This is a genomic window from Fodinicola feengrottensis, from assembly GCF_039530045.1.
Classification (GTDB): Bacteria; Actinomycetota; Actinomycetes; order Mycobacteriales; family HKI-0501; genus Fodinicola; species Fodinicola feengrottensis.
Map to the genome: position 1 here is coordinate 133,081 of NZ_BAAANY010000031.1, position 23,586 is coordinate 156,666.

A 23,586-nucleotide genomic window follows, 5' to 3' on the forward strand; every position below is an offset into this window, starting at 1 on the left:
GCGTCAACACAACAGGCCTGGGCAATACCGGACAGGTAGCCTCGCATTTCTCGGTCACTCTATGAGGGAGATTTCATGCTGACTGCCCACCGCGGTCGACTGGCCACCGCCGGCGCGACCACGCTGCTGGCCGGCGCGGTCGCACTGGCGATCGCCGGCTGCGGCCCGACCAAGGGCGTCACGGCCGCGCCGGCCACCAGTGCCCCGGCCACCAACGCGCAGGTACCCGCGTCCGCGCCGCTGCCCAACCCGTGCGACGGCATCACGGACGCCGACATCACCTCGCTGACCACCCTGCCGGTGGACACGGACGGCAACGGCAATGGCGCCCAGCCGTACAAGGACGGCGACTCGCAGCGGGAGTGCGCGTGGGGCCTCAAGGGCGGCCATCTGCTGCTCGGTGTCCAGCACACCACCAAGGCGGAGTTCTCCCCTCCCGGCGCGGCGACGACCGTCGACGGCATCGGCGACCAGGCGTATTTCATCAAGGCCAACAACGAACTGCACGTGCTGCACGGCACGCTGGAGATCGTGGTCAGCTTCAGCAAGGACAGCAGCCCGTCCGACGACGAGACCCTCATCCCGACCCAGAAGGCGCTCGCCAGCAAAATCCTGGAAAAGGTCGGCTCCTAGGACACTAGTGTCGGCCCATGGTGACTCGGCAGCGGCGGGACGAGGTTCGGCGGGCCAGCGAGCGGTTCCTGCAGATGCACGGGCCGACCGTGATGGCGGACCAGCTGACGGATCTTGCCAGCCGGGCGCGGGGGCGGGATCGTGACTCGTACGGCACCGGCGAGCTGATCGAGGAGCTGGAGGGCCGGCTGGCCGACCTTTTCGGCACTGAGGCTGCGGTTTTCCTGCCCAGCGGGACCATGGCCCAGCAGATCGCGCTGCGGATCTGGGCGGAGCAGGCCGGCCGTGACACGGTCGGGCTGCACCCGCTGACCCACCTGGAAGTCCACGAACTCGGCGCGGTCTGGGAACTGCACCGGCTCCGGCCGCGCTTTCTCACCGACGCACCGCGCCAACCCACCCTCGACGACCTGGCCGCGGTCGCGGAGCCGCTGGGCAGCGTGGTGGTCGAGCTTCCGTTGCGGGAGGCCGATTTCCAGCTGCCGACCTGGGACGAGTTGTCGGGTTTCGCGGCGGCGGTGGGAGAACGTGGTGCGCGTCTGCATGTCGACGGTGCCAGATTGTGGGAAAGCACGGCACACCTGGGCCATTCGCTGGCCGAGATCGCCGGACTCGCCGACAGCGTTTACGTGTCGTTCTACAAAGTCCTCGGCGCGATGTCCGGCTCCGCCCTGGTCGGTCCGGCATCCTTTGTCGCCCAGGCTCGCCGTTGGCAGCGCCGCCACGGCGGAACGCTGTTCGCACAATATCCAGCCGTGTTGGGCGCACTGCGCGGACTCGACGAATACCTGCCGCGGGTGCCGACTTATGTCTCGTACGCCCAAAAACTGGCTGCCCGCCTCGCCGAACTTCCGCGCGTACGCGTCAACCCGAATCCCGTCCACACCAACGGCTTCGCCGTCTACGTCGACGCCGATTCCGATCGCCTGGACGAAGCCACCGTCGCGTACGCGGCAGAGAAGAAGACCACCACCTTCTGGTGGGGTCCGACGGTGGTCCCCGGCTGGTCGAAAACCGAGATCAGCGTCGGCGAGGCGACCCTGGGCTGGAAACCCGGCGAAATCGCCGACACCCTCCAAGAACTCGTCGACCGCGCCAGCTAGCCCAGGTGTTTCACCAGGAAGCGGGCCGGATCGGCGACCTCGTGCCGGACCCCGTCGTCGTCAAGGTAGTGGTATCGGTCCAAATACCGGCAGTCCACGTCCTGGTAGCCGATCCGAAGATAGAGCGCGGCGGCGGCTGGATTGTCGTCATCCACCCCGAGGCCGATCCGGTCGAAACCGCGCTCGACGGCGAGAGCCTCGGCGGCCCGGATGAACTGGCTGCCGATGCCCTGCGACCGGTGCTCGGCCGGCCAGATGGTCAGGCCGTTGATTTCAGGGCAGTCCGGAAAACGCCGCAGGACCTCCGGCGCTTCACAGCCCTCCCACCGAATCTCGCCGGAGCCGGTCGGAACGTCGTCCAACCAGGCGACCAGAAACGTGCCGACGCCCTGCTCCTGACGGCCAAACCGCATCTCGTTCACCTTGGTCCGTCCGGGACCGGGATGATATTTCTCCAACAGCTCGACATCCGCGGCCCGGCACTGCCGCAACTCAACCACCAACAACGGACACTCCCCCCGTCGGGACGACGACACAGCCGGCAAGTGCGTAAGACAAACTCGACTCTATCGCTGGCCTGCCGGCTGATCTCCCTGCCAGCTATCTACTTCTTCGGGCCCCGCGGTCCGCGCCTCGCGTTGTGGTACCTGTCGCAGTCAGCGCTCGGCCGCTGACCTGGGTCATGCTGGGGCACAGGCGTCCGCGACAAACTGGTCGCGGTCCATCTCACGCGGAAATTCTGGTCGCGGATCTGGCCGAAAAGATAGTCGGCCGCCCGCGGGATCATCGTGTGCGGCATGAACTGCGTGCTGCCCTTGGCAATCTCGATCGTACGAACCTGCCCGGCCCACGGGTAAACCTTGCCGAAGATTCGGCCGTGGATCGCCCCAAAACTGGCTGCCCACCTTGGCGGAGTCGCGTCGCCGTCATGACGGCCACGCGGCCGCGAGGTGCGTCAAGACGAAGTCAGCTCTTTCCCCGACCGGGACCAGTGGCAGCTCAACAAGATCGTAGCCATGATCCGCGTACGCACCAATGATCGCTTCGTACGTCCGCTGAGCTTCTGCGAAAGTCTGCTTACGCTCGGAGTCCTGGGCGTAGATCGCCGCCCAGGGTGGCGCGACGAAGACTTTCCGGTGGTACCGGAATTTCCTGATGGCGGCCTCGAAATGGGCCGGAACCGGACGCCGCAGGAGGCGCAGATATCCGGCGAGATCCGGCACCCCGCGATCGAAGAACACGATCCGGGCCGGATCGCGCTCAGCGCCACGATATGACCGCAACTCCCAGGTCAGCATGATTTCGGCGAACAGTGCGGTGTCGTCCCACGGCAATGCCAGGCCGCCGATCGCCACCTGCTCCCGGATAATCGCCCGCCCGGCCTCCTCGGTGATGCCAAAGCCTCGCCGGCCCAACGCCTCGATCAACGTCGTCTTCCCAGCCCCCGGCCCGCCGGTGACGACCACCAACCGATCCGGGTCTTTCGTTGCTACGTCAGCTGTTTTGTCGATCAAGGCACATCCGTTCGGCGAGGCCGCCCGCCGCCCAGCGTCGTGCACCCAGCACTGTGGACCCGACATTGCGGGAGCGGACAGAATTGGGATTTACGCTGGAGGAACCCTCAACAGCGGCGGCCGCACCAAACGGCCTACCGACCGACTCTAACGCACCAGCGCCTCGCCGTCAGCGACCGCCTCGGGGGCAGGTTCCAAACCTTAGGCCCGGAGGGACGCGTCGACGTACGCGACAGACTCAGCAGGGGTCGGCCTCGCTTCGTCCTGGTCTCCCAGGATTACCTCCCGCGACTGGCAGGTTTGGCAGGGTCAAGAGGCGGGGTCGGCGGACTTTTGTGGGGGCAGGGGTGGGAGGTTGCCGTCCTCGTCGAGGTCGAACTCGCCGTCCTTGGCGCCCAACACGAAGGCGTCCCACTCGGCCTGAGTGAAGGTCAGCACCGGACCGTCCGGCTCTGCGCCGTTGCGCATGCAGATCTTGTCCTCGACGAACGCGATCTCCACGCGGCTCTGGTCGGGGTCGGCGTCGTCGCCTTCGGCGCTCTGCCAGACGGCGTTCGTCAGGTCCGGCTGGATCTTGATCTCGGGCTGCGGTTCTGCTTCGGTCACAGGACAAATCTACCGGCTCGGCGGCGATGAATGCGTACCAGGCATCCATCCTTCAAGCATGAAAAAGCCCCCGACGAACCAGCAACTGAGTCGATGGTTCGTCGAGGGCAAAGCCGAGCGGTCAGGCGGTAGAGCCACCGCGGATTCGTGGATAGAGCGCGGCCGTCAGGCCGACCAGGATGATGCAGACGACGAGCGAGATTCCCCAGCGGATCCAGTCGACACCTGGCGTGCTGGCAACGTGGAAGAGTCCGGCGATGAAGTAGCCGATCAGCACTGCCACCACGCCGACGACGACGGTCAGCCACCACGGCATGGCCTGCCTACCCGGCATGACCAGCCGTGCCAGAACTCCGATGATCGCCCCGGCGATGATCGTCGTGATGATTGTCCACATGACGTGCCCCCTCTGCGAGCCGGCGATGTGCCCTCGCGATAGTTGTACCGCTTACCGCGTTGGCTCGCCCCTCGAGCGATGGCCCGTTATGCGTAGTACGTCCGGGATTGACTGACCAGTCGGTCACCTGGGTGAACAGTATTCGCAGCTCACCGGGCCTTGGTGAGAACCTGACTTATTTCTGCGCGGTCAGCCGGGCCGCGGCCGCGTCGACCCGCTCATCGGTGGCGGTGAGGGCGATGCGTACGTGCCGGCCGCCCGTTGGGCCGTAGAACTCGCCCGGCGCGACCAGGATCCCGCGCTCGGCGAGGAAGTCGACGGCCGCCCAGCAGTCGTCGCCGCGAGTCGCCCACAGGTAGAGGCCGGCGTCGGACTGCTCGACGGTGAACCCGGCGGCGCCGATCGCCGCTCGCAGCACCTCGCGTCGCCGGCGATAACGTTCGCGCTGCTCAGCGACGTGCTCCTGGTCGCCGAGGGCGGCGACCATGGCGGCTTGTACGGGGGCGGGGACGATCATGCCGGCATGCTTGCGGACTTCTAGCAATCGCTTGATAAGTGCCGGGTCACCGGCCACGAAACCGGCCCGGTAGCCGGCGAGGTTGCTGCGCTTGGAGAGCGAGTGCACTGCGAGGACACCGTGGTGGTCGCCGTGACACACGTCCGGGTGCAGCACGCTGACCGGCTCTGTTTCCCAACCCAGCTCGATATAACACTCGTCCGACACCACGATCGCGTCGCGCTCGCGGGCCCACGCGACCACCTTGGCCAGGTGCTCGGGCGGCAGCACTCGACCTGTCGGGTTGGACGGCGAGTTAATCCAGACCAGGGCGGGCGACCGGGGGCCAAGAGCCGTCGTGCTGTCGGCACGTACCAACTCGGCGCCCGCGAGACGTACGCCCACGTCATAAGTGGGGTAGGCCAACTCCGGCACGACGACCGTGTCACCAGCGCCGACGCCGAGCAGCGTGGGCAGCCAGGCGACCAGCTCCTTGGAACCGATGCTGGGCAGCACCCCATCGATGCCCACCGCGGCACCGAGCCGCTGGGTGCACCAGGCGGCCATCGCCGCACGCAGCTCCGGCGAACCGATGGTGGTCGGGTAACCGGGAGCGTCCGCGGCCGCCGCTAGCGCCCGCTGTACGACGACAGGCGTCGGGTCGACAGGCGTACCGATGGAGAGGTCAACCAGTCCGTCCGGGTGGACCGCCGCGGTGCGCTTGGCTGGCGCGAGGCGGTCCCACGGAAAGTCGGGGAGCTCGATGGCCCGGCCGCCTACTCGCCCTGCGGCGGCAGCGCGGCGACCAGCGGATGGTCCCGCTCGATCTTGCCGAGCTTGGAGGCGCCACCCGGCGAACCCAGCTCGGAGAAGAACTCCACGTTGGCGGTGTAGAAGTCCTTCCACTGGTCCGGCACATCGTCCTCGTAGAAGATGGCCTCGACCGGGCAGACCGGCTCACACGCTCCACAGTCGACGCACTCGTCGGGGTGGATGTAAAGCATCCGCTCGCCCTCGTAAATGCAGTCGACAGGGCATTCCTCAATGCACGCCTTGTCGAGCACATCGACGCAGGGCTCGGCGATGACGTAGGTCACGGATGCGGTCCTCTCGCTGCGGTTACGACACAAACCGTACGCGATATCGCGTTCTTACTGCTTAGTATCCTGCTCGGCCGAGCATGTTTGTAGTCCGGGGGTTAATGGTGGCATGGGACACAGCAGCGGTGGACGACCTTGAGCTGGAACGAGTCGCGGCGGCCGGCTGGCCGGGCCTGGAAACCAGGTGGCTGGGCGACTGGCGGCTGCGAGCTGGCCGAGGCTTCACCGGCCGGGCCAACTCGGCGCTGCCACTGGGCTCCCCCGGCCGGCCCGTTGGCGAGGCGCTGACGGCGGTGGCCGGTTGGTACGGGCAGCGAGGGCTGCCCGCGATGCTCCAGGTGCCGTTGCCCGTACGGGCCGAGCTGGTGCGGCCGCTAGAGGACGCCGGCTTCGTACGCGGACACGGGGCTCGGGTGTTGACCGCTTCGGTGTCGTCGGTGGCGGAGGCGGTGCGTACGGACCTGCCCGCCATCGAGTGGGCCGCCGCGCCGGACGATGGCTGGTTGTCGCTCTACCACTACCGCGGCGGGGACTTGCCGGACAGCGCGGTGCCGGTGTTGGTGGCCGGCGCGGACGTACGCTTCGGGACGCTGCGGATCGACGGTGCGGTGGCCGGGATCTGCCGTACCAGCTCGGCGTCGGGCTGGCTGGGGCTGACCGCCGTCGAGGTGTCGCCGGTGTTCCGGCGGCAGGGGTTGGCCACCCACCTGCTGAGGTCAGCCGCCGCCCGTACCGACGCCGAGGGTGTGTATCTGCAGGTCGAGCACGGAAACGCGACGGCCTTGGCGCTCTACGCACGCTGCGGCTTCACCGTCCACCACGAGTATTTCTACTGGCGTCTGGACGCCCTCTAAGAGGGTGTCTGGGAACTGTGGTGGGTCGAGAGTCGAGATCCAGGTGTTGTCTGGTGGTGCCGCCGGATCGAGTGCATACCGGTGTTGTATGTGCTCGGTCCGGCGGTGCCGCCAGGCGGGGCCTGGGCTCGGCTATCGCCCGCCACAGTTCCCAGACACCCTCTTAAGAGCGTGACGAGGACTTGGTGGGCTTGGACGGCTTAACGTTGTGGTGGGTGTGCGACTGCCGGCGGGACACCGACGGCTTCACCTCGGACTGCACCTTCCAGGCGCGGCTGACCGGGTCGAGGCCGAGGGCGATCGCACCGAGCACACCGGCCGCGAAGCCGATGATGAGCAGGCCGGCGTGCAGGGCGAGCTGCAGCCCGGTGGCGGTGAAGTCAAAAGACGGCTTGCCCGAGATGTACGCGGCGGCGAAGACCACCAGCAACGTGGACACCATGGTGACGAGTAGCAGGTCCAGGGCGGTGGGCAGCAACCGCTGCTGACGCGCCAGCCAGAAGCCGATCACCGCGGCGGCGACCACCGCGACCAGCAGCGAGATCAACGCCGGCGTCAGCGCGTCGACCGAAGCCGGCAACACGAACCGGCTGATCGCCCGGGCGATCACGTTGACGACCACGATGATCACCGTGGCGATCCCGATCCGGATGAGCCGCGATGACAGCGCTGGGGACATGCGTACCTCCGTGGCCGGCGGTGCGGCCGAGTCTGACAGTGGAAAGTACGCAGATCCTAGGCGCTCAGGTCACCGCCGGTCAGCCAGACCGGCAGACTTGACCTCAGCTTTTCCGATCTGTGGCCGATCGGGCCGAGCACCGATGAACAGTCCGACCGCGAAGGCGACCGCGCCGACGAAGACGGTCGCCAGCGCGACCCAGTCGTTGCCGACGATGACCAGGTCGCCCGCGCTCGTCTGGGTGCCCAGCAGGGCGATCGCCGCGAACCACGAGATCGCCGGCGCGACCGGCGCGAGCTTGTTGCCGGTGACATACCTGGTCCAGAGCGCGATGCCGGCATTGGCCACGATCGCCACCAGGATGGCGATCGGCACCCGCATCTCACCGGCGCGCAGCGGAATGAGGAAACCCTCGACCACGCCCGCGCCGAAGCCGGCGACGACCGCCACCACCCCACCGACGATCGCGATGACGAGGTTGGCGAGGCGTTTCACGCCCGGAGCGTAACTAAACGTCCAACCCCGCGAAGAGGTCGGTCTCCCAACCGCGCTCGTCGGTCTCGCCACGCTCGCCGTACGCGAGAGTGAAGTGTTCGGTGGCCCGGCCACCCATCTCGGCGACCTTGAACAGCCAGTCGTCGGTGGCGATCTGACTGGCGTGCGCCCGCATGGCGGCGAGCTTGTTCGGGACATACTTCTCGCCGTCGATCGCGGCGGCGATCAGCTCGTCCGGCGTACCGAAAGGGAGGTCGTCGACGGTCTTGATGTCCTTGAACGGGTTGTCGGCCGCGTCCGCGAAGTGCTGGAGACCCTCGAACATCTCTTTCTTGGGCACCGCGACCCAGTAGATCTTGGAGACCTGCCAGGGCTCGCCCTCGCCGGAGTCCTTGCCGGCGAGCTCGACCGCGCGCATGGCGACCCGGTGGGCCTGGATGTGGTCCGGGTGGCCGTAGAAGCCGTTCTCGTCGTACGTGATGACGACCTGCGGCCGGATCTCCCGGATGATGGGCACCAGGTAGTCGGCGGCGGTCGCGTCCACATCCGCTTTCCAGAAGCAGCGCGGATTGTCGTTGGCCGGGGTGTCGATCATGCCGGAGTCGCGGAACCGGCCAGGCCCGCCGAGGAATCGGTGATCGGTCACCCCGAAGGCGGCGCAGGCCTTCTCCAACTCCCCGATCCGGTAGCCGCCCAGCTGGTCCGCCTGGTCCGCGGCGAGCTGCGCGAGCTCAGGCACCCTGATCTCGCCCTCCTCGCCGAGCGTGCAGGTCACCAAGGTCACGCGCGCACCCTCGGCGGCGTATTTCGTCATCACCAGACCGCTGCCGGTCGTCTCATCATCCGGGTGCGCATGGACGAGGAGCATGCGGCGGGCCGGGAGCTGATCACTCATACCGACGAGCGTACTTCGCAGCACCGACAGTCCAGCCGCCTCGGTGCTGGGCACATCGGCTTTGGTCGTAGCCGAACTCAAGTGACGTGTTGACAAGAAACGAGTGTCGTCGCCGCCGACACGCCGGTTGGTGCGCGAAATTGTCGTACGTGTCTGTTTTTCTGTCCCCCTCCCTTTGAACGGGCGGGGGGTGGGTCGAGAGGTGGACCTTAATTTTTAGTTGAACATTGGTCCTCAAACCCGCCCCCCACCCGTTCTTGGGTGGGGGTGATTTTTCGGGGTGGGTACGACAGTTTCGCGCCGCACTCTGTCGAGGCTTGAGAATTTGACGCACTTTGTGAGCTATTTGTCCGGTTTGGATGGCTGGTTGGTCGTCGAGTGCGGCACAATGTCCCGCACTCGATGTCGAGTGCGGGACATTGTGCCGCGGTCGATGAGTCGCACGACCGGTCCAGCGGAGAAAACCCGGTTTAGCAGCGCAGGCGGGGTGCGAGGCCGGTGGTGGTGGCGGGGCGGTTGGTGTACGTGCGCTCGATGAAGGCGACCAGGCGCTCCACGTCCTCGACCGTGGAGACCAGGCCGAGCGACACCCGGACGGCGCCGCCGGTGGGCAGGCCGAGGCGGGTGAGGTAGTCGTCGATGGTCCGCGGGCGGCGGCCGATGGTGCCCCGGAGCGTACGGCGAGTGATGGCGAAAGCGTCCTCGCCGGCGCCCGGATTGCAGAAGCAGCCGGTACGCAGCGAAATGCCGGCGGCGGCGGATTCGGTGGAGACCAGCCGCTCGTCGATGAGTACGCCGGTGGGGTCCACGATGTTGAAGGTGACCGTGCCGCCGCGACCTACGGTGGTGGTAGGGCCGTAGATGCGGATCATCGGGCGGGAGTTTTCGTGGCGCAGCGACCGAAGTCGCTCGAGCAGCCAACCGGTCAGGGAGCGGACGCGGCGGCGGATCAGGTCGACGCCGATTTCCTGGATCCACCGGATCCCGACCTCGATGTCCGGGATAGCAAGGAAATTCAGCGTGCCGTCCTCGAAAGCGGACTCGTCTTCGGCCAGTACGTGCCAGTTTCCCTGCACGCTCACGGCCTGGATCGTGCCGCCGGCGAACCACGGGCGACGCAGTTGGGCGAGCGCGTCGCGGCGGGCCAGCAAGCAGCCAACGCCGGTGGGATAGCCGAAAACCTTGTACCAGCTGACCGGTACGAAATCCGGTTTGACCACGCTGAGATCGAGCGGATTCGTCGGCACGTACGCGGCCGCGTCCAGCAGCACCTGATAGCCGCGGCTATGCGCGAATTCGACCCAGTCCAACGGATGCTGCACGCCGGTGAAATTGCTTTGCGCCGGATAACAGAAAAGCCCGCGGCCGCGCAGCGTCCGGTCAATATCGGCAAATGACACTCGCAAATCGCCACCGCGCGACGGAACGTACCGTACGGACGCGCCGGCCGACCGGGCGAACTGCCGGATCCCGTTCACCGAATTGTGGTTGTCGAAAGTCAGCACACAGCGGCGGCCGCGGAAATGGTACGACTCCCCCACCAGCCGGCAGGCCGCCGAGGCGTTCGCGGTGAAAATCGCCGCGTACTCGGCCGGATCGGCGTTGAAAAAGGAAAGCACCGCACGGCGGGCGCTCTCGACCAACTCGGTGGACGCCCGCGAGGTCGGGTTTTCCGAGTGCGGGTTGCCATAACAGCCGGACCTCAGCCGATCGGCGTGCGCGCGATACTGCGACTCCGCCGCGACGCCCGCACCGGTGTAGTCGAGATAGATCCCGCCGCCCGCATCCAGATGGCTGTATTCGTTGGCCCGCAACAGATCCAGGGCGGCGGTGTCAGCATATTCGGGATGGCTGGCCAGGAACCCCGGTGGTACCGGTGCCAGACCGGTCATCGCACCGGCCTCCCGCCGCGCCGCGCGGCCTTGAGGGTAAGGATCAACCAGCAGGACACCAGGAAAACCACTGCCATGCCACCGATAATCAGCCAGTCGACCCAGGCCGGCCGGGAGAAGGTGTCCTCATAGGACGCCAGCAGCGGCGCGCCGAGCGGGGAGGCGCCACTGCTCCACAGTTTTTCCACCCCGGCGGTGTGGCCGAGCGCCTCGAATGCCCAGCGGTTCGACATCACGTAGCTCATCCAGCGGCCGACCAACGCCATCACCGGCACCGGCAGGAAAGCGCCGACGAAAAGGACCTGCGGGAAACACAGCATCGGCAACATGAGCGTTGCCTGGCCCGGCTCGGAAACCGCGGCCGAAGCCAGGAGGCCGAGCGCCATCGCGCACACCGAGGCCAGCAACAGGGTGCCGAAAAGCTCTGCCAATTGACCAAAATCACCCTTCGGCAACCGGTCCGTCCAGCGCAGCACCGCCAACAGCAGGGCGTCGACGAGAATCAACAGCGGCAACAACGCGGCGAGTTTGGACAGCACGTACGGCCAGATCCGTACGCCGGCAAACCGTTCTCGGAAGAAGATCGGGAATTCCGTACAGATCTGCAACAGCCCATACGTCAGACCGAAGAAGAACCCGCCGAATGCGATCCAGAACAGGATCATCGCCGACGTGTTCGGGATCGGATGCACGGGATCGAAGGCACCCGGCTTGAAAAGCATCAGGAACATCAGCAGGATCGCCACCGGCGACCCCAGCACGATCAACAGGGTCAGCCGGTTGTGGACGAGGATGTCCAACGCTCGTACGGTCAACAGGAACCACTGCCGGAACGGTCCAACCCGGCGCTCCTGCACCAGCTGCGGTTCCAGGATTTCGTTGAACGGCTCGGAAACGGACGTGGCCGTCGGGATGGCGAACAGGTCCGTACGACCGGCCCGGTCGTCGGCGAACCGGCGCAGCCAGTAGTCCCGGTTGTGCTCGACCAGCCGGGTGTAGATGCCGGTGATCGCCGGCACATCGAAGAACTCGCGCGCTTTCGCCGGTGTTCCACCAAACGCCAGCCCGCCGCCGGCCGCGATCACCAGCACCTCGTCGCAGAGGTCCACGTCCGGGGGATTGTGACTGGTCATGATCACCGTACAACCGGAGTCCGCGATTCGCCGCAGCGCTCGCATCAACTCGGCCGCGGTCGCCGGGTCGAGCCCGGAAGTTGGTTCGTCCAGGAAGAAAAACCGCGGCCGTGCCAGCAATTCGACAGCGATGCTGGCTCGCTTGCGCTCCCCACCGCTCAACCGGCCAACCCGGACCTTCTCCCGGTCTTTGAGCCGCAGCACGGTCAAAGCCGAGTCGACCGCCTCCTCGATCTCCGCATTTCCCACGCCGGCGGGCAACCGCAGCCGAGCCGCATAGCGCAAGACCCGCCCCAGCGGCAGGTCGCGGTGAATGATGTCTTCCTGCGGCACGAAACCGAGTGCACCCGAGCCGGCGCGGCGTACGACGCCGGTGCTCGCCGGGCGCAGGCCGGCCAACGTTTCCAGCAAAGTCGTCTTTCCCGCGCCGCTGGGCCCAATGATCGCGACCAACTGACCCGGCTCGACCACCAGCGACATCGTCCGCAGGATCGTCTGTTTGCCGCGTACGACCTTGCTAATCCGGTCAGCCGTCAACCGACCGGCCACCGCGCTCTGCGGCGCGGCCACGACCGCCGGCACGGCCGGGATGGCGGTCGGGCCTGCCGGCATGGTCGCCGCCGGCACCACCACGGGCATCGCCGTGGTCTGCGACGAGACTCCCGCGGACGCGGGCTCCGGGCGTACCACTGGCTGCGCGGTCGTCGGCAGCGTCGGACGGGTGACCGGCGGCAGCACCGAAGGACCCGCCGGCCGAATGACGGCCGGCGGTGCGGGCGGCTTGCCGGGCCGCACCACCGGAGGCATCAGCGACGGCACGGTCGCCGACGCCGGTGGCCGGCCCGCTGGCGGCCCAGGCTGAGCGGTCGGGGGTACGGCCGAAGGCGGCTCGGTTGGTCGAGCGGGCGGCCCTGCCGGTGCGCCTTGCGGCCCGGCCGGTCGGGCCGGCTGAGCACCATGTTGTCCCGGCTGTCGACCGCCCGGCCCGGTGGCGGGCGACGGTGGTCGTACGGCAGCGGGTCCCGCCGACGGCCGTACAGCTGCCGGCGAGGACGGCCGCACCGCGGCGGGTCCATCGGCTGGTCCCGCAGGGGGTGCGGTCGGCCGAGCGCCCGGCGCGGACGGATCACCGGCGGATCCGGCAGGCGCGGGCGGCGCGGTGGGCCACTGCGGCACCGCGGCGGCGGCATCGGCTGGTTCGTCCGGGTGTACGGCCGAAGGACCACCAGCAGCGGGCGACGTGGGCCGCTGGGCGGGGGACGGAGAGCCGGCTGGCGGCTGAGGGCGCGAAGCGCTCATAGCGGTGAGACTACGGACGGAACGGGCACCTCGGAATCGGATATTCGGCCGGATCCGGACGCCTCGGCAGGCCCGTTTGCGGCGCCATTTGACAGCATGGCTGGTGATGCTCCTCTGGTATCTCAACTGAGCCGACCCTACGAATAGGGGTCTTACCTGCAAAGACACGCCGGATGGCGCGAATACTTGCGTAGCATAGCGCTTTCAGTCAAGATACCGCTATGGCCTTCACCGCCGCCGAGCTACACACACTGCTCACCTCGTGGGCGCTGCACCTCCGCGCCGAACGCAAGTCGCCGAACACCGTATCCAGCTACACAACCGGCGTCCGGCTCTTTCTCGACTGGGCCGCCGAGACCGGCACGCCACCTGCACTGACCAAGGACATGCTGGCCGCGTTCACCGTCTCTCTACTAGATGGTGGGGCCGAACCGGCGACGGCACACAACCGACACAGGTCGGTCAAGCGGTTCTCGGCGTGGCTGGCGGAAGAGCGTGAGATCCCCGAAGACCACCTGGTCAACGCGCGCTCCCCGAAGGTCGACACGAAGGTCGTCGATCCGCTCACTTTGGATGAAGTGAAAGCGTTGATCAAGGCGTGTGACGGCCGGGATTTCCGGGAACGTAGGGACGAGGCGCTGGTGCGTTTCATGGCTGAGACCGGTACCCGCGCGGGTGAGACTGCCGCGTTGACGTTGGATGCGGTCGACCTGGCCGCCGGGCGGGCGACAATCGAGCGCGGCAAGGGCGGCCGCGGGCGGGTGGTGCCAGTCGGACCGCGCACAATACGCGCGCTGGACCGGTACCTCCGATTACGGGACAAGCATCGGCTCGCAGGCAGTCCCGCGTTCTGGCTCGGCGATCGAGGCAAAGGGTTCAGCTATCCCGGCCTGTACGAGGCATTGAAGCATCGCGCGGAACTGGCCGGTCTTAAGGACTTTCACCCGCACCGGCTCCGGAACACTTTCGCAACGCGTTGGTTGGCCGGTGGTGGGTCTGAGGGTGGTTTGATGGCGGTTGCTGGTTGGCAGCGCCGCGAAATGCTGGACCGGTACACGCGAGCGACGCAATCCGACCGGGCCGCCGAAGAAGCCGCCCGCTTGAATCTGGGGGACCTGTGATGACTGCTGATCGAACCGAGTCGAAAGTGCTTTGCGACCGGTCCAAGCGCCCCCATGTGATTGGCCAGGTAGTCGCGGCCGCGAGCGGACGGGCCGTGACATTCGCTGAATACGTGCCGCCGGGTGATCGGGAATTGCCGTGGTCGCGGGTCGCCGCTGATAGCCCGGACGCGGATTCTCTGCGAGTGGCGTGGTGTCGGCATTGCCGCCGGCAGTTCCCGCTGGTGCCCGCCGATCTCCTGCGTCAGCGCGAAAAAACTGTGACTCTGTGGCCGACCCCGACTCTGGACGATCCTTTCTTTGACGCGTCGATCGCTCGGCGTGTCATTCCCGGCAAGTAGAAGCACACCGCTGTAAGGTTCCCGTACTGCCGCTCTCCCGTAGGGATCTGAGGAACAGTTCGGATTGGCAACCGGCGACTCCTGATCGACAGGACTCGTCGTGCCTGGAAAACCCTCCCCCGAAGTCGCACACCTCCGAGCGAAAATCGCCGCCGAGACATCCTGGTCTCGCACCGTCGACCGCTCCGCGCGCACCCGCCCTGCCCGCGAGGCAAGCCTCAAACGGTTCGAGCAGCAGGTTGACCCGGATGGAACGCTACCGCCGGCCGTGCGTGCCCAGCGCGCCGAGCATGCGAAACGTGCGTACTTCGCCAAGCTGGCGTTGCTGTCCGCGCACGCCCGCCGCCGGAACAAGACTGCGGACGGTGCCGCATGAGCGCGGAAAACGGCCCCCCGGGGGGAACCGCCTCCCAGACACCCGCCGCCGCCAAGCCGCGAACCGTCACGCCGATTCTACCGCGTGACCTGCTGAAACCCGTGATAATCCCGCGCGACTCCGCTGAAGACGTGATCGTTCACTACGAGATTGGGTTTTCCGATGGGTACCGGCGCGCCATAAATGACGTGTGCGAGAACCGGATCTCAGAACTATGGTGCCCTGCCCCGGAACTGGACGCGGCCGCGCGCCGGCTCGGGCTGTCGGAGCGCCCGCGGTGACCGGGCCTCTGCACTACGAGGCGGACGAGCTGGACGAGCTGGACCAGGCGCCGCCGCTGTTCGTAGACGTGGCAGCGTTGCTGGCCGGCGGCATCCCGGAGCCACCCAAACCGGTCCTGCTGACGCGGGAGGACGGGCATTCTCTTTTCTACGCGGGGAAAACGAACATTCTGTTCGGTGACCCGGAGTGCGGCAAGTCGTGGATCGCATACTCGGCGGTCGCGGAAGCGCTGACCGACGGCCGGCGAGCGGCGATCGTTGACGCGGACCACAACGGAGCCGCCGAGATCATTCCCCGCCTGTTGGCGCTCGGGGTGCATCCGAAGATCCTCGGTGACCAGGACGTGTTTCGCCTTGCTGAGCCGGAGGAGTCCGAAGAGTTGCTAGCCGTGGTCGGGGAACTACGGGATTGGCGGCCGGCTGTTGCCGTAGTGGATAGTTTGGGTGAAATCATCCCGATGTTGCGGCTGTCGTCGAATAGCCCGGATGAGTACACGCAGGGCCACCGGTTGACGTTGAGCGCGCTGGCCAGCTCCGGCGCGGTCGTGGTTGCGATCGACCACTTGCCGAAGTCCGATGACGCCCGCGACAGGGGCGCTACGGGGACGCTGGCAAAACTTCGGGCGATCAACGGCGCCAGTTACCGCGTAACGGTGGCTGAGCCGTTCTCTCCGGGCCTGGGGGGCGCGGCGAGCCTCGTTGTCCACAAGGACCGCCCTGGGGGCGTGAGGGAGCACTGCACGGGCGAGAAACGGACCCTGGCGGGCCGGTACATCCTGGACGCGCTACCGAACGGTGGGGTGCGGTGGCGGATCGTCACCGCGACCTTGCCGCTACCACCGATGGACCGTTCGTACGCCGACGTGGCTGAAGTCGACGCATTGGACCCGCCGCCGAAATCCAAACGCGACGTGATGGACCGCACCGGTTGGGGCAGCGGACGGGCTCTCAGAGCGCTCCAAGACTGGCACAAGATGCAGTCTGATGAGGCGCGGTCCGGGGGGTGGTCCGGGTGATCATTTTGCTTCTCGTAAACGTGCAGGCCAGGGGGCGGTCCGGCGGTCCCCCTTATAGGGGGGGGGACCACCGGACCACCGCCCTGGGAAGTGGTCCCGGACCGGTCCGGGACCGGTCCGGACCACTCCTTTGACAAACACCCCACCAACTGACAGGAGACCGCCGCCATGTCCGCCGACCGCACCTCAACCACACGCAACTGGTTCGTCTATGGCATCGCCATTGGCGTTTCAGCCGGCCTCAACGCGGGGGCCCTGATCGTCATCATCAGCCAACACATCTGGGGCTGACCGCCGGCGGACCTGGCCTGCACTGAGCGCAGGTCGGGTCCGCCGGACTGTCACTGCTCCGCGTAAAAGGACACGGTCGCGAGGCTGAAATAGTTGACGCCGCCGGTTACGACAGCCGGTCCTTGCCAGACGATTTGACCAGCGCTGTTCACGTCGACGCGACCGAACACGTTGGCGCCAGCGTTTGTCCCGGCGACCGCGAACACCTCCGTACGTCCGGCGGCCGGACGAAACCCGGCAGGCAGTGTGGCGACGACCGCGCCCACCACCGACGCGGCACCACCAGTCACTTGCCCGCGCAGCGAGACACGCCCAAATGCGTCCCGGAAATACCCCGCCGGCGAGCCCCCGTCCTTGAAGCCGTTGACGTAGCTGGGTCCGGTCCAGGTCAAGGCGACGGTACCGCTCGCCGGCTGCAATGGCTGGCCGGCGATCTTAGGGGTGTGCGCGCCGCCGGGATATGGGGCGAGATTGCCGTCAAGATAGACGTTGCTTGCGCTCATGAAGATGGTGTCCGCGCTAGTGCTCAGCACCTCCGGCGTGGTCGCTCCGCCGACGATGACGTTGTCCCCGAGAAGACCGATTCGGCAGCCGAGACCGTCCGCGTTGTCGCCCTTGTTTCGCAGCAATATCTGCGATTGAGTGTCACCGACCTGGTTCGCATTCCAGGGCGAGAGTAGCGCCACACTAGCGCGAGTCGCGTCCGTTCCCGATGGGATGGTCCCGATAGCACCAGGATTCCAGGCCTGCCCACTGACGTTCTTGGGCTCCAAAGCTATCCACGCGCCCAAAAAAGGACCGCTAGTGGTCGAATAGCTGCCAGCGAAAGTCTTCACCTGCGAGCCGTCAGTGAACGTCACGATGACCGTTCCACCGTCGATCAGCAAGGACGCAAACTCAGCGGTGCCGTCCGCGTTGACCGACCATCCGGTCGACCCGGCCACATAGTTCGGACTCTTGATCGCACTTCGAACCAGCGCGGTGCCGGCGACGATCGGGTTGCTGAAGGGCACGGTCACTGCTCCAAGGGTGCTTGGCCGGGTGGGTACTGGACGACCTGACATACCAGCGTTGCCCTTGCGCCCGCGTCCCCACCGGCCCACACGCAAAACAACGTCTCGCCCTGGCGGAGCACGATCCGCGTGTTGGAAGAGTCGTTCGCGCCCGTGTATGAGCCTTCGATGAAGTTCACTTGGGCCGGGAAGTTCTTGAACAGCTTCGCGGTCGGTTGCAGCGTCGAACTGGACACCGAAACGCCCATGTTCACCAGGACCCAGTCACCGCCGGTCGGGGTGATGAGCACCTGCCCGGCGCCCGTCGCGTCCAGGGTCACTGACGATGCCTTTGGAAATTGCTGCTGCACTTACATCGCCGCCTGACGCTGGGCTGTGCGGGTCGCGGTGATCTTCGAGACGTGCGACGGGGATAGCTTCGTGGCCCGGGCGATGACTCGGATCCCCATCCGATCCGAAGCGTCCGCATCCTCGATCTCCCGGTCCCGTGCCTCTCTGTCCTCGGCTGCTATCTGGGCAGAGATCCGGGCGGCCTCGGCGAGTGCTTCGAGTCTTTCAATTGTTGCCATGTAGAACACCCTTCAGGGCCTGCAACGGATGCTAAATTCCTACCTCAAGGGTACCCCTACCCCGTACTAGTAGCGAACACTGATGTTAGGTGTCGGAACAGAAAGCAGGGTGTTCGTGACTGACACACCGAAACTCAGGGTTCGGGGTGCCTGTCCGAAATGTAAGCGGATCGTCAGCCACTTCGCCCCCAAAGGCCGCACCACTTGGCGCGGTCCCTGCCCGAAACCGGACTGCGGCGGGATCGTGTTCGCCCGCCGCATTCCCGACTCCGAAGCAGCGACCGCGCCGACCGCAACGCCGGACGGCGACCCGCCCACGGAGACACCGAAACCCACCGGCACACCACGCAAAAAGATTGTGAAGGTCCAAGCGTATGAGCGAGCCGTACGACCCGGAGCTGAGCTCGATCCCAACGTTCAGCCAACCCCGCCCCCTGGATCCCCCGATCCCGGAGCCGACGCCGGAAAACCCCGACCAGAGCAGCCCACCGCCGGAGGACCCGACCCCAAACCGGGGCCTCCTGTCAAGGCTGACCGGCCGGAAGTCGAATCGCACGACGTTTACGGCCGATACGGGTACTGAACCCCGCGCCAAGGCAACGGCGGCTGATGTTGAGGCCCTGATGGTCGGGGTCGTGGGGCTGGTTTTCCTTGGTGGCGCGTGGATGTACCGGCAACGGACCCGGCAGAAGCTCCGCATGCCCACCGACACCGAGTCCAGGCGGATCGCAGCCCCCCTGGGGCGCATCGCGGCCCGGCACGCCGACCTCGGCATCCTCGGCCCGGACCTCACTGACGTGATCCTCGCCGGCACAGCTTTCGGCGCGTACGTGAACAAAGCGCCACTCGCTGACGGTCCGGACATTAACCCCAACCTGGCAGAGCAGCCCGAACAAACCGACTACCTGGAGAACTGACATGCTCGCGAAACTTCGCGCAATCGCTCAACAGACCGATATGACCACCCTTCTTGCGGTGGCCGTGGTCGGCTGGGGCCTCACCCACCTCGGAAAGGCCCTCGCCGAGCGGCAGGACTCCGTCGCGGCTTTGACCAACAAAGCCGCCCAGGTGGCTGGGGAGCTGGCGCAGCGGGAACAGGAGCTGGCGCACGCAAACGCTCAACTGGCCGCCATCCGAGCGCAGGCCCGCGCGGAGGCGACTTACCCGACCGTGGAGGACGTTGACCCGCTGGCGACCGGGGAAAACTGACATGCTGTCCGTCTTTTGCGACATATGCGGGAAACGCTGATGGCGGGCACGTTCGACCAGCGCGGGCAGCTGGTCATCGGTGACGGCCGGATCATCTCTTGTTTCGGGAAAAAGCGGTCTGGTAAGTCGATCATGGGGACCCTGCTTTTCCGCTCGTACCCCGGCGACCGGATCGTGATTGACGTTGCCGGCGACGACGGGCCGATGGGTCCCGACGTGGTCGACCTCAAGGGCACCGTGGTGGATCTGCCGCGCCGCTGGCCGGAATCAAAGCGCAAGGACAAGGAGCGCATGACGCTCCGCTATGTCCCTGACCCCGGCTCGCCGACGAGGCTTGAGGACGTAGACGCCGTGGTCGCGCTCGCGCTTTCGCACGGTGACTGCGCTCTGCTCATCCACGAGGTCAACTATGTGGCCCCGTCCGGGCGGGTGCCGGCGCACATGTCCCGTCTGCTGCACCAAAACCGGCACCGCAACGTGACCGCGATCCTGTGCGACCCGCGCCCGATCACCGTCGACGCGTTGGTGTTGGCGCAATCCGATGTGGTGTACGTGTTCGAAATGAACGTCGTGCAGGACCGCGAACGGATCGCGCAAACGATCGGGTGGAACACGAAAGACTTCGCTGAGGGTGTGACCGATCTCGGGCCGCATGAATACCTGCGGTACGACGCGAACCAGCCGAAACCCGCCAGCGACGACGACCCCGACTACCGCCTGGTGCACTTCCCGGCCCTGCCGGAGGACGTAGCCAAGCAAACGTACGACTGGGCCCACGGAGGCAAATAGTGGAAAAGCATCCCGATGGTGAGGACCGCGTCCAGATCGACGGCTACGTGTGCTCGGACTGCGGCGGCAAGAACAACTTTTGCCGCTGGTGCTTCGGAACCGGCATCCTCTCCGAGGAGCGCCTGGCCGCGCTGAACTGGCACTACACCCAGATCATGGCCAAGGGGGCGGAGTGATGGACGAGCAGACCGTACGCGTGATCCTGGTGAAGGCGCCCCGCAAGACGGAGCCCTGGGAGAAGGCTCTCTGCGTGGCCCTGGTCGTGATGGCTGCCTACGAGATGGTCAGGCCGCACCGATGACCGATGTTGGTTACGCCCGGGTATCGACCGTGGACCAGGACCCGGAACTTCAGGTCAGTGCACTGAGGGCCGCCGGGGTGGAGAAGGTGTTTACCGAGCACGCCAGTGGGGCCAAGGTCGACCGACCGGAGTTGGCGGCGGTACTGGACTACTTGCGGCCGGGTGACACGCTGAAGGTCTGGAAGCTGGACCGGCTCGGGCGGTCACTGCCGCACTTGATCCAGATCATCACGGACTTGGACGCGCGTGACATTGAATTCGTGTCACTGACGGAAGGTTTCGACACTCGCACGGCCATGGGCCGGCTCATCTTTCAGATCATGGGCGGCCTGGCTGAATTTGAGCGCGAGCTGATCCGGGAACGCACCATTGCCGGGCTCGCGGTCGCGCGCGCGAACGGCCGGTTCGGTGGCCGGCGGCGGGTGCTGAATGGCGCACAGGTCCGTCAGGTGCTCCGGATGCGGGACGAGAAGATCCCCGTTGCTGAGATCGCGCGCGTGTTTGGGTGCGGCCGGGCGACCGTGTACCGGGTACTGGACGCGGCATAATCAAGGCTGACGCTCCCCAGGGGATGTTCCTGGGCCAGGTCGGGAGTGCTGCCGGACGACCACAGCCAAAGAAGGCAGATGTGCCCCTGGGGAGCCGTTGTCCGAATCCCAGAGTGCCTGGAGAATGCGAGGCATTCAATTGAGACGGCTTTTCGGACGCATGGAATCCCTGTAGCGGGACGGAAAGCGTCCACTGTTCGGCATTGCCCGTTTACGGACAATTCCCGAAGTACCTTTCTGATGATTGGTCGCCGAGCGCGGCCACAATCACAGAGAGAGGTGTTCACACAGTGAACATGAAAAGCATCGCCACCTCTGCGGTGGTCGCGCTGATCGTCGTCATCGCGTACGACCAGGTCAAGGCTCGGACGGGAAAGTAACCGTGAGCATCAGGCTCGCCGGTAAGCGAGCGTCCTTCTGGATCGCAGTGGGCGGCGTGGCTCTGCTGGCGAACTTCGCCGCCGAGCTGGCCGCTCAGAAGATCCCGCTGCCCGGCCTCCGCAAATTCGTGGCCTTCACCCACTGCGGACCCACCAAAGGAGAGAACCAGTAATGGCTGTTGGAGCCGCAGTTAACCCAGGGTCCGCGCTCGTGCAGAGCGTGCAGGGTGTCCAGTCCCCCGGAATGGTCTTCAACCCGGATTTGTTCTTCAAGGCCACGCGTCGGCAGCGTTTCCCTATGCAGCCGAAGAAAGCCATCAACGGCATCGGGTCAAGCGATGTGATCACGCTGACCCAGGAAGGCATCGTTTCGGCGCTGGAAGTGCGCGTGTCGGGAACGGTGACCTTCGGCGGAACGATCGGCACGACCACGATGTCGTACGAATGGCCGCTGAACTTGATCAAGAACCTCGCGCTTTCCGCGAACGGGCAGAGCACCCTGATTTCCGCGCGTGGCCTGCTCTTGCGGTCGGTGGAGTTCATCGCGAACCCGAAGCTCGATGATAATGGGCTGGCCGCGACTTTCGGCACCACGGCGGTCACGTCCGGGTCGCTGAAATTCCCGACCGACGACTGGGGCACCTCGGCGGGTAACTCGCTGAACCCGGGCGCGAACGTCCCGGCGGTCGGCACCTACACCGTCGACTTGACATTCTTGGTTCCGATCGCAGCGGATCAGCGGTCGCTGGTGGGATCGCTGTTCGCGCAGACCTCGGCGTCGAACCTGACCTGCACGATCAACTGGAACACTCAAGGCGCGGCGGCCGGCGGCACCTCATCGTCCGGTCTGATCTCGGCGATGGGCGCGTCGGCTACGTTCGCGTCGGCGCTGAACGTTGAGGTAGTGGGCCTGGCGTACAGCATCCCGATCGTCAATGGCACCCCGGTCATTCCGGACCTGTCGACTTTCCACGGTCTGAACGAAATCCAGTACGGCGGGCTGACCCAGGGAACCAACGGGCCGATCCTGTCGGGTACCGGCGTTGGCCGGACCATGCTTCGTCTGATTTCCCAGGTCACGACCGGCGCGACCGCGACCGTCCCGCTGGCCGTCAACGACACCAACTACGCGACGGTCGGTTGGGGTTACGGCGGAAATACTGTCCCGGAGTCGTACGATCGGGGTGGTACCTGGAATGTTCAGACGTACCGGACTGCTGGCGTCAACCTCGGCGTGAACTGGGGCGTCGGGCTGTGGGACTTCTGCTCGGATAACGCCGTTCGCGACGTGATCGACCAGGGCACCACTTCTAGCCTCCGGATTCTCCTGGGTCTGGTCGCTGCGCCGACCCAGGGCATCGCGTACATCACCCAAGAAACCCTGTTCGCTGGCGCGGTCGGCGCGTAAAGGAGATCGACCATGCTCGCAGATGGAAGCCCGTTCACCGACTCGTCGCATCTGACGGCGAGCGGTCTGTACGGCTACGCGGGTCAGGGTCCGACCTACGGCATCGCGTCGCCGATCCAGCAACTGGCGTCCGATGAACTGGACCAGGGGTGGCGGGCTCTCATCGACCCGCATAATCCCTTGGTTTGGTTCGGGGCGCTGCTTCTGGTGACGGTCGGCGCGGTCGGTGTGGCCGGCTCTGTGAAGCTCGGGCCGGCGAAGGTGTCGGCGTCGGTCGGTAAGAGCTGACATGTCCGCTCGCGGTGCCGAAGCCATCCTGAAAGCCAAGGGTCTCACGCCCCCAAAGCCGAAACCGATCAATGGACCGGGTTCTGACTCTGGGGATTCCGCGAAACCTCAGGAGGATGGCTCTGGGACAACTCCGAACCGCGCGGTTCGGGGAACAGCGCGCCAGCAGGTCACCGATGAGAACATCCGACCGAAACTCAACGCGGCCAAGGAAGCCGCCGATGAGGCCGAGGACGACGGCAGCGGCCGAGCGTCGGCAGTCGGCGAAAAGGTCGGCAAGGCCGTAGGGCAACCGATCGGCGCTGGTTTGTCGATGGGCAATGAGGCCGCCGGGTTCATCCTCGGGCTGATGGTCTGGGGCTGGGTGGTGCGGCCGTTCCTTCAGAAGGGCGTGCCGGGTGTCAAGGCGGTGCTGATGGCGAAGTTCTTCAACAAGAAGGCTGATGGGAGTGACCTGACATGACTGGTGGACTGCTGCTGGTTGTCGGCGGCATCTGGGTGCTTTGCCAGGTGTTTGGCGGTAAAGCTCTTCAGCGGCTCGCGATCCTGCCGCCGGCCG

34 protein-coding genes are annotated in these 23,586 nt (G+C 66.2%); 20 read left to right on the forward strand and 14 right to left on the reverse strand.

What is annotated here, in order from left to right; genetic code table 11:
* Positions 1 to 75: 75 nt before the first annotated feature.
* Together ABD301_RS32260 and ABD301_RS32265 are read left to right on the forward strand one after the other, a co-directional pair.
* Positions 76 to 633, forward strand: a complete 558-nt coding sequence (locus ABD301_RS32260; RefSeq protein WP_344314048.1) for a hypothetical protein — start codon at positions 76 to 78, stop codon at positions 631 to 633.
* Positions 634 to 650: 17 nt separating this feature from the next.
* Positions 651 to 1,736 carry a threonine aldolase family protein gene (locus tag ABD301_RS32265; protein WP_344314049.1) on the forward strand — a complete coding sequence of 362 codons (1,086 nt, stop codon included), beginning with the start codon at positions 651 to 653 and terminating at the stop codon, positions 1,734 to 1,736.
* On the opposite strand, the gene ABD301_RS32270 is transcribed toward ABD301_RS32265, so the two are convergent.
* The 6 genes from ABD301_RS32270 to fdxA form a co-directional block, all read right to left on the reverse strand.
* Entirely contained in the window at positions 1,733 to 2,236 is a 504-nt protein-coding gene (locus ABD301_RS32270; protein ID WP_344314144.1) for a GNAT family N-acetyltransferase, read from the reverse strand. The genes ABD301_RS32265 and ABD301_RS32270 overlap by 4 nt on opposite strands.
* A gap of 426 nt (positions 2,237 to 2,662) precedes the next feature.
* Positions 2,663 to 3,316 carry an AAA family ATPase gene (locus ABD301_RS32275; protein ID WP_163570715.1) on the reverse strand — a complete coding sequence of 218 codons (654 nt, stop codon included), beginning with the start codon at positions 3,314 to 3,316 and terminating at the stop codon, positions 2,663 to 2,665.
* 243 nt (positions 3,317 to 3,559) lie between these two features.
* Positions 3,560 to 3,856 carry a DUF397 domain-containing protein gene (locus ABD301_RS32280; protein WP_344314050.1) on the reverse strand — a complete coding sequence of 99 codons (297 nt, stop codon included), beginning with the start codon at positions 3,854 to 3,856 and terminating at the stop codon, positions 3,560 to 3,562.
* 121 nt (positions 3,857 to 3,977) lie between these two features.
* Positions 3,978 to 4,253: a GlsB/YeaQ/YmgE family stress response membrane protein gene (locus tag ABD301_RS32285; RefSeq protein WP_344314051.1), complete on the reverse strand. Its 276-nt coding sequence runs from the start codon at positions 4,251 to 4,253 to the stop codon at positions 3,978 to 3,980.
* Positions 4,254 to 4,428: 175 nt separating this feature from the next.
* Positions 4,429 to 5,514 carry a succinyldiaminopimelate transaminase gene (dapC, locus tag ABD301_RS32290; RefSeq protein ID WP_344314145.1) on the reverse strand — a complete coding sequence of 362 codons (1,086 nt, stop codon included), beginning with the start codon at positions 5,512 to 5,514 and terminating at the stop codon, positions 4,429 to 4,431.
* An 11-nt stretch (positions 5,515 to 5,525) separates the two neighbouring features.
* Entirely contained in the window at positions 5,526 to 5,846 is a 321-nt protein-coding gene (gene fdxA, locus ABD301_RS32295; protein ID WP_163570721.1) for a ferredoxin, read from the reverse strand.
* 128 nt (positions 5,847 to 5,974) lie between these two features.
* Between fdxA and ABD301_RS32300 the strand changes: the two genes are divergently transcribed.
* Complete coding sequence (locus ABD301_RS32300; RefSeq protein WP_344314052.1) at positions 5,975 to 6,703, forward strand: GNAT family N-acetyltransferase; 729 nt, start codon at positions 5,975 to 5,977, stop codon at positions 6,701 to 6,703.
* A 163-nt stretch (positions 6,704 to 6,866) separates the two neighbouring features.
* Here ABD301_RS32300 and ABD301_RS32305 read toward each other — a convergent pair whose 3' ends face one another.
* The 5 genes from ABD301_RS32305 to ABD301_RS32325 all read right to left on the reverse strand — a co-directional run bounded on the left by ABD301_RS32305 (position 6,867) and on the right by ABD301_RS32325 (position 12,409).
* Positions 6,867 to 7,382, reverse strand: a complete 516-nt coding sequence (locus ABD301_RS32305) for a hypothetical protein (protein WP_344314053.1) — start codon at positions 7,380 to 7,382, stop codon at positions 6,867 to 6,869.
* A gap of 69 nt (positions 7,383 to 7,451) precedes the next feature.
* Positions 7,452 to 7,877 (reverse strand): hypothetical protein, encoded by a 426-nt coding sequence (locus tag ABD301_RS32310; RefSeq protein ID WP_163570731.1) that lies wholly within the window; start codon positions 7,875 to 7,877, stop codon positions 7,452 to 7,454.
* Positions 7,878 to 7,890: 13 nt separating this feature from the next.
* On the reverse strand, positions 7,891 to 8,772 hold the full coding sequence (gene mshB, locus ABD301_RS32315) for an N-acetyl-1-D-myo-inositol-2-amino-2-deoxy-alpha-D-glucopyranoside deacetylase (RefSeq protein ID WP_344314054.1): 882 nt from the start codon (positions 8,770 to 8,772) through the stop codon (positions 7,891 to 7,893).
* Positions 8,773 to 9,242: 470 nt separating this feature from the next.
* Positions 9,243 to 10,664, reverse strand: coding sequence for an aminotransferase class V-fold PLP-dependent enzyme (locus ABD301_RS32320; protein WP_344314056.1), 1,422 nt, complete (start codon positions 10,662 to 10,664; stop codon positions 9,243 to 9,245).
* Positions 10,661 to 12,409 carry an ABC transporter ATP-binding protein/permease gene (locus ABD301_RS32325; RefSeq protein WP_344314057.1) on the reverse strand — a complete coding sequence of 583 codons (1,749 nt, stop codon included), beginning with the start codon at positions 12,407 to 12,409 and terminating at the stop codon, positions 10,661 to 10,663. Before ABD301_RS32325 ends, ABD301_RS32320 begins: the two co-directional genes overlap by 4 nt.
* On the opposite strand from ABD301_RS32325, the gene ABD301_RS32330 reads away from it, so the two are divergent.
* From ABD301_RS32330 to ABD301_RS32360, 7 genes are all read left to right on the forward strand, one after another.
* Complete coding sequence (locus tag ABD301_RS32330) at positions 12,387 to 12,659, forward strand: hypothetical protein (RefSeq protein WP_344314058.1); 273 nt, start codon at positions 12,387 to 12,389, stop codon at positions 12,657 to 12,659. The two genes, ABD301_RS32325 and ABD301_RS32330, sit on opposite strands and share 23 nt — an antisense overlap.
* On the forward strand, positions 12,631 to 13,098 hold the full coding sequence (locus ABD301_RS32335; protein WP_344314059.1) for a hypothetical protein: 468 nt from the start codon (positions 12,631 to 12,633) through the stop codon (positions 13,096 to 13,098). Before ABD301_RS32330 ends, ABD301_RS32335 begins: the two co-directional genes overlap by 29 nt.
* Positions 13,099 to 13,317: 219 nt before the next feature.
* Positions 13,318 to 14,217, forward strand: a complete 900-nt coding sequence (locus tag ABD301_RS32340; RefSeq protein ID WP_344314060.1) for a tyrosine-type recombinase/integrase — start codon at positions 13,318 to 13,320, stop codon at positions 14,215 to 14,217.
* Positions 14,217 to 14,558 carry a hypothetical protein gene (locus tag ABD301_RS32345; RefSeq protein ID WP_344314061.1) on the forward strand — a complete coding sequence of 114 codons (342 nt, stop codon included), beginning with the start codon at positions 14,217 to 14,219 and terminating at the stop codon, positions 14,556 to 14,558. The genes ABD301_RS32340 and ABD301_RS32345 overlap by 1 nt, the downstream gene beginning before the upstream one ends.
* Before the next feature lie 100 nt (positions 14,559 to 14,658).
* Positions 14,659 to 14,934: a hypothetical protein gene (locus ABD301_RS32350; protein WP_163570751.1), complete on the forward strand. Its 276-nt coding sequence runs from the start codon at positions 14,659 to 14,661 to the stop codon at positions 14,932 to 14,934.
* Positions 14,935 to 15,211: 277 nt separating this feature from the next.
* The gene (locus ABD301_RS32355; RefSeq protein ID WP_344314062.1) at positions 15,212 to 16,231 is read left to right on the forward strand and encodes a recombinase RecA; all 1,020 of its coding nucleotides are present in this window, start codon (positions 15,212 to 15,214) and stop codon (positions 16,229 to 16,231) included.
* A gap of 168 nt (positions 16,232 to 16,399) precedes the next feature.
* The gene (locus tag ABD301_RS32360; RefSeq protein WP_344314063.1) at positions 16,400 to 16,522 is read left to right on the forward strand and encodes a hypothetical protein; all 123 of its coding nucleotides are present in this window, start codon (positions 16,400 to 16,402) and stop codon (positions 16,520 to 16,522) included.
* Between the two features lie 50 nt (positions 16,523 to 16,572).
* Here ABD301_RS32360 and ABD301_RS32365 read toward each other — a convergent pair whose 3' ends face one another.
* Genes ABD301_RS32365 through ABD301_RS32375 form a run of 3 tightly spaced genes read right to left on the reverse strand, consistent with a single transcriptional unit; the run spans position 16,573 to position 18,104 of the window.
* Entirely contained in the window at positions 16,573 to 17,541 is a 969-nt protein-coding gene (locus tag ABD301_RS32365; protein WP_279581684.1) for a hypothetical protein, read from the reverse strand.
* The gene (locus tag ABD301_RS32370; protein WP_163570759.1) at positions 17,538 to 17,855 is read right to left on the reverse strand and encodes a hypothetical protein; all 318 of its coding nucleotides are present in this window, start codon (positions 17,853 to 17,855) and stop codon (positions 17,538 to 17,540) included. Before ABD301_RS32370 ends, ABD301_RS32365 begins: the two co-directional genes overlap by 4 nt.
* Before the next feature lie 30 nt (positions 17,856 to 17,885).
* Complete coding sequence (locus tag ABD301_RS32375) at positions 17,886 to 18,104, reverse strand: hypothetical protein (RefSeq protein WP_163570761.1); 219 nt, start codon at positions 18,102 to 18,104, stop codon at positions 17,886 to 17,888.
* A 623-nt stretch (positions 18,105 to 18,727) separates the two neighbouring features.
* Between ABD301_RS32375 and ABD301_RS32380 the strand changes: the two genes are divergently transcribed.
* The 10 genes from ABD301_RS32380 to ABD301_RS32425 all read left to right on the forward strand — a co-directional run bounded on the left by ABD301_RS32380 (position 18,728) and on the right by ABD301_RS32425 (position 23,490).
* Complete coding sequence (locus ABD301_RS32380; protein ID WP_344314064.1) at positions 18,728 to 19,021, forward strand: hypothetical protein; 294 nt, start codon at positions 18,728 to 18,730, stop codon at positions 19,019 to 19,021.
* Between the two features lie 40 nt (positions 19,022 to 19,061).
* Positions 19,062 to 19,313 carry a hypothetical protein gene (locus ABD301_RS32385; RefSeq protein ID WP_163570766.1) on the forward strand — a complete coding sequence of 84 codons (252 nt, stop codon included), beginning with the start codon at positions 19,062 to 19,064 and terminating at the stop codon, positions 19,311 to 19,313.
* A gap of 39 nt (positions 19,314 to 19,352) precedes the next feature.
* A complete protein-coding gene (locus ABD301_RS32390) occupies positions 19,353 to 20,102 on the forward strand; it encodes a hypothetical protein (protein ID WP_344314066.1) in 750 nt (249 codons plus the stop codon).
* Entirely contained in the window at positions 20,102 to 20,278 is a 177-nt protein-coding gene (locus ABD301_RS32395) for a hypothetical protein (protein WP_163570773.1), read from the forward strand. Before ABD301_RS32390 ends, ABD301_RS32395 begins: the two co-directional genes overlap by 1 nt.
* Positions 20,278 to 20,403, forward strand: a complete 126-nt coding sequence (locus ABD301_RS32400; protein WP_279581685.1) for a hypothetical protein — start codon at positions 20,278 to 20,280, stop codon at positions 20,401 to 20,403. The genes ABD301_RS32395 and ABD301_RS32400 overlap by 1 nt, the downstream gene beginning before the upstream one ends.
* Positions 20,400 to 20,951, forward strand: a complete 552-nt coding sequence (locus ABD301_RS32405) for a recombinase family protein (protein ID WP_344314067.1) — start codon at positions 20,400 to 20,402, stop codon at positions 20,949 to 20,951. The genes ABD301_RS32400 and ABD301_RS32405 overlap by 4 nt, the downstream gene beginning before the upstream one ends.
* Before the next feature lie 382 nt (positions 20,952 to 21,333).
* A complete protein-coding gene (locus ABD301_RS32410) occupies positions 21,334 to 21,504 on the forward strand; it encodes a hypothetical protein (RefSeq protein WP_163570775.1) in 171 nt (56 codons plus the stop codon).
* Entirely contained in the window at positions 21,504 to 22,739 is a 1,236-nt protein-coding gene (locus ABD301_RS32415; protein WP_344314068.1) for a hypothetical protein, read from the forward strand. Before ABD301_RS32410 ends, ABD301_RS32415 begins: the two co-directional genes overlap by 1 nt.
* A 12-nt stretch (positions 22,740 to 22,751) precedes the next feature.
* Positions 22,752 to 23,027: a hypothetical protein gene (locus tag ABD301_RS32420; protein ID WP_163570780.1), complete on the forward strand. Its 276-nt coding sequence runs from the start codon at positions 22,752 to 22,754 to the stop codon at positions 23,025 to 23,027.
* Position 23,028: 1 nt separating this feature from the next.
* Complete coding sequence (locus tag ABD301_RS32425; protein WP_163570783.1) at positions 23,029 to 23,490, forward strand: hypothetical protein; 462 nt, start codon at positions 23,029 to 23,031, stop codon at positions 23,488 to 23,490.
* Positions 23,491 to 23,586 lie beyond the last annotated feature (96 nt).

What these genes read in the sequence shown, in the direction of transcription:
- ABD301_RS32330 (WP_344314058.1), top strand. Translation starts at nt 12,387, where the DNA reads ATGGCGGTCGGGCCTGCCGGCATGGTCGCCGCCGGCACCACCACGGGC.
- ABD301_RS32345 (WP_344314061.1), top strand. Translation starts at nt 14,217, where the DNA reads ATGACTGCTGATCGAACCGAGTCGAAAGTGCTTTGCGACCGGTCCAAG.
- ABD301_RS32275 (WP_163570715.1), bottom strand. Translation starts at nt 3,316, where the DNA reads ATGTCGGGTCCACAGTGCTGGGTGCACGACGCTGGGCGGCGGGCGGCC.
- mshB (WP_344314054.1), bottom strand. Translation starts at nt 8,772, where the DNA reads ATGAGTGATCAGCTCCCGGCCCGCCGCATGCTCCTCGTCCATGCGCAC.
- ABD301_RS32305 (WP_344314053.1), bottom strand. Translation starts at nt 7,382, where the DNA reads ATGTCCCCAGCGCTGTCATCGCGGCTCATCCGGATCGGGATCGCCACG.
- ABD301_RS32285 (WP_344314051.1), bottom strand. Translation starts at nt 4,253, where the DNA reads ATGTGGACAATCATCACGACGATCATCGCCGGGGCGATCATCGGAGTT.
- ABD301_RS32375 (WP_163570761.1), bottom strand. Translation starts at nt 18,104, where the DNA reads ATGGCAACAATTGAAAGACTCGAAGCACTCGCCGAGGCCGCCCGGATC.
- ABD301_RS32380 (WP_344314064.1), top strand. Translation starts at nt 18,728, where the DNA reads ATGGTCGGGGTCGTGGGGCTGGTTTTCCTTGGTGGCGCGTGGATGTAC.
- ABD301_RS32400 (WP_279581685.1), top strand. Translation starts at nt 20,278, where the DNA reads ATGGACGAGCAGACCGTACGCGTGATCCTGGTGAAGGCGCCCCGCAAG.
- ABD301_RS32325 (WP_344314057.1), bottom strand. Translation starts at nt 12,409, where the DNA reads ATGCCGGCAGGCCCGACCGCCATCCCGGCCGTGCCGGCGGTCGTGGCC.
- ABD301_RS32390 (WP_344314066.1), top strand. Translation starts at nt 19,353, where the DNA reads ATGGCGGGCACGTTCGACCAGCGCGGGCAGCTGGTCATCGGTGACGGC.
- ABD301_RS32265 (WP_344314049.1), top strand. Translation starts at nt 651, where the DNA reads ATGGTGACTCGGCAGCGGCGGGACGAGGTTCGGCGGGCCAGCGAGCGG.
- ABD301_RS32320 (WP_344314056.1), bottom strand. Translation starts at nt 10,664, where the DNA reads ATGACCGGTCTGGCACCGGTACCACCGGGGTTCCTGGCCAGCCATCCC.
- ABD301_RS32405 (WP_344314067.1), top strand. Translation starts at nt 20,400, where the DNA reads ATGACCGATGTTGGTTACGCCCGGGTATCGACCGTGGACCAGGACCCG.
- ABD301_RS32260 (WP_344314048.1), top strand. Translation starts at nt 76, where the DNA reads ATGCTGACTGCCCACCGCGGTCGACTGGCCACCGCCGGCGCGACCACG.
- ABD301_RS32425 (WP_163570783.1), top strand. Translation starts at nt 23,029, where the DNA reads ATGTCCGCTCGCGGTGCCGAAGCCATCCTGAAAGCCAAGGGTCTCACG.
- ABD301_RS32385 (WP_163570766.1), top strand. Translation starts at nt 19,062, where the DNA reads ATGACCACCCTTCTTGCGGTGGCCGTGGTCGGCTGGGGCCTCACCCAC.
- ABD301_RS32340 (WP_344314060.1), top strand. Translation starts at nt 13,318, where the DNA reads ATGGCCTTCACCGCCGCCGAGCTACACACACTGCTCACCTCGTGGGCG.
- ABD301_RS32420 (WP_163570780.1), top strand. Translation starts at nt 22,752, where the DNA reads ATGCTCGCAGATGGAAGCCCGTTCACCGACTCGTCGCATCTGACGGCG.
- ABD301_RS32415 (WP_344314068.1), top strand. Translation starts at nt 21,504, where the DNA reads ATGGCTGTTGGAGCCGCAGTTAACCCAGGGTCCGCGCTCGTGCAGAGC.
- ABD301_RS32360 (WP_344314063.1), top strand. Translation starts at nt 16,400, where the DNA reads ATGTCCGCCGACCGCACCTCAACCACACGCAACTGGTTCGTCTATGGC.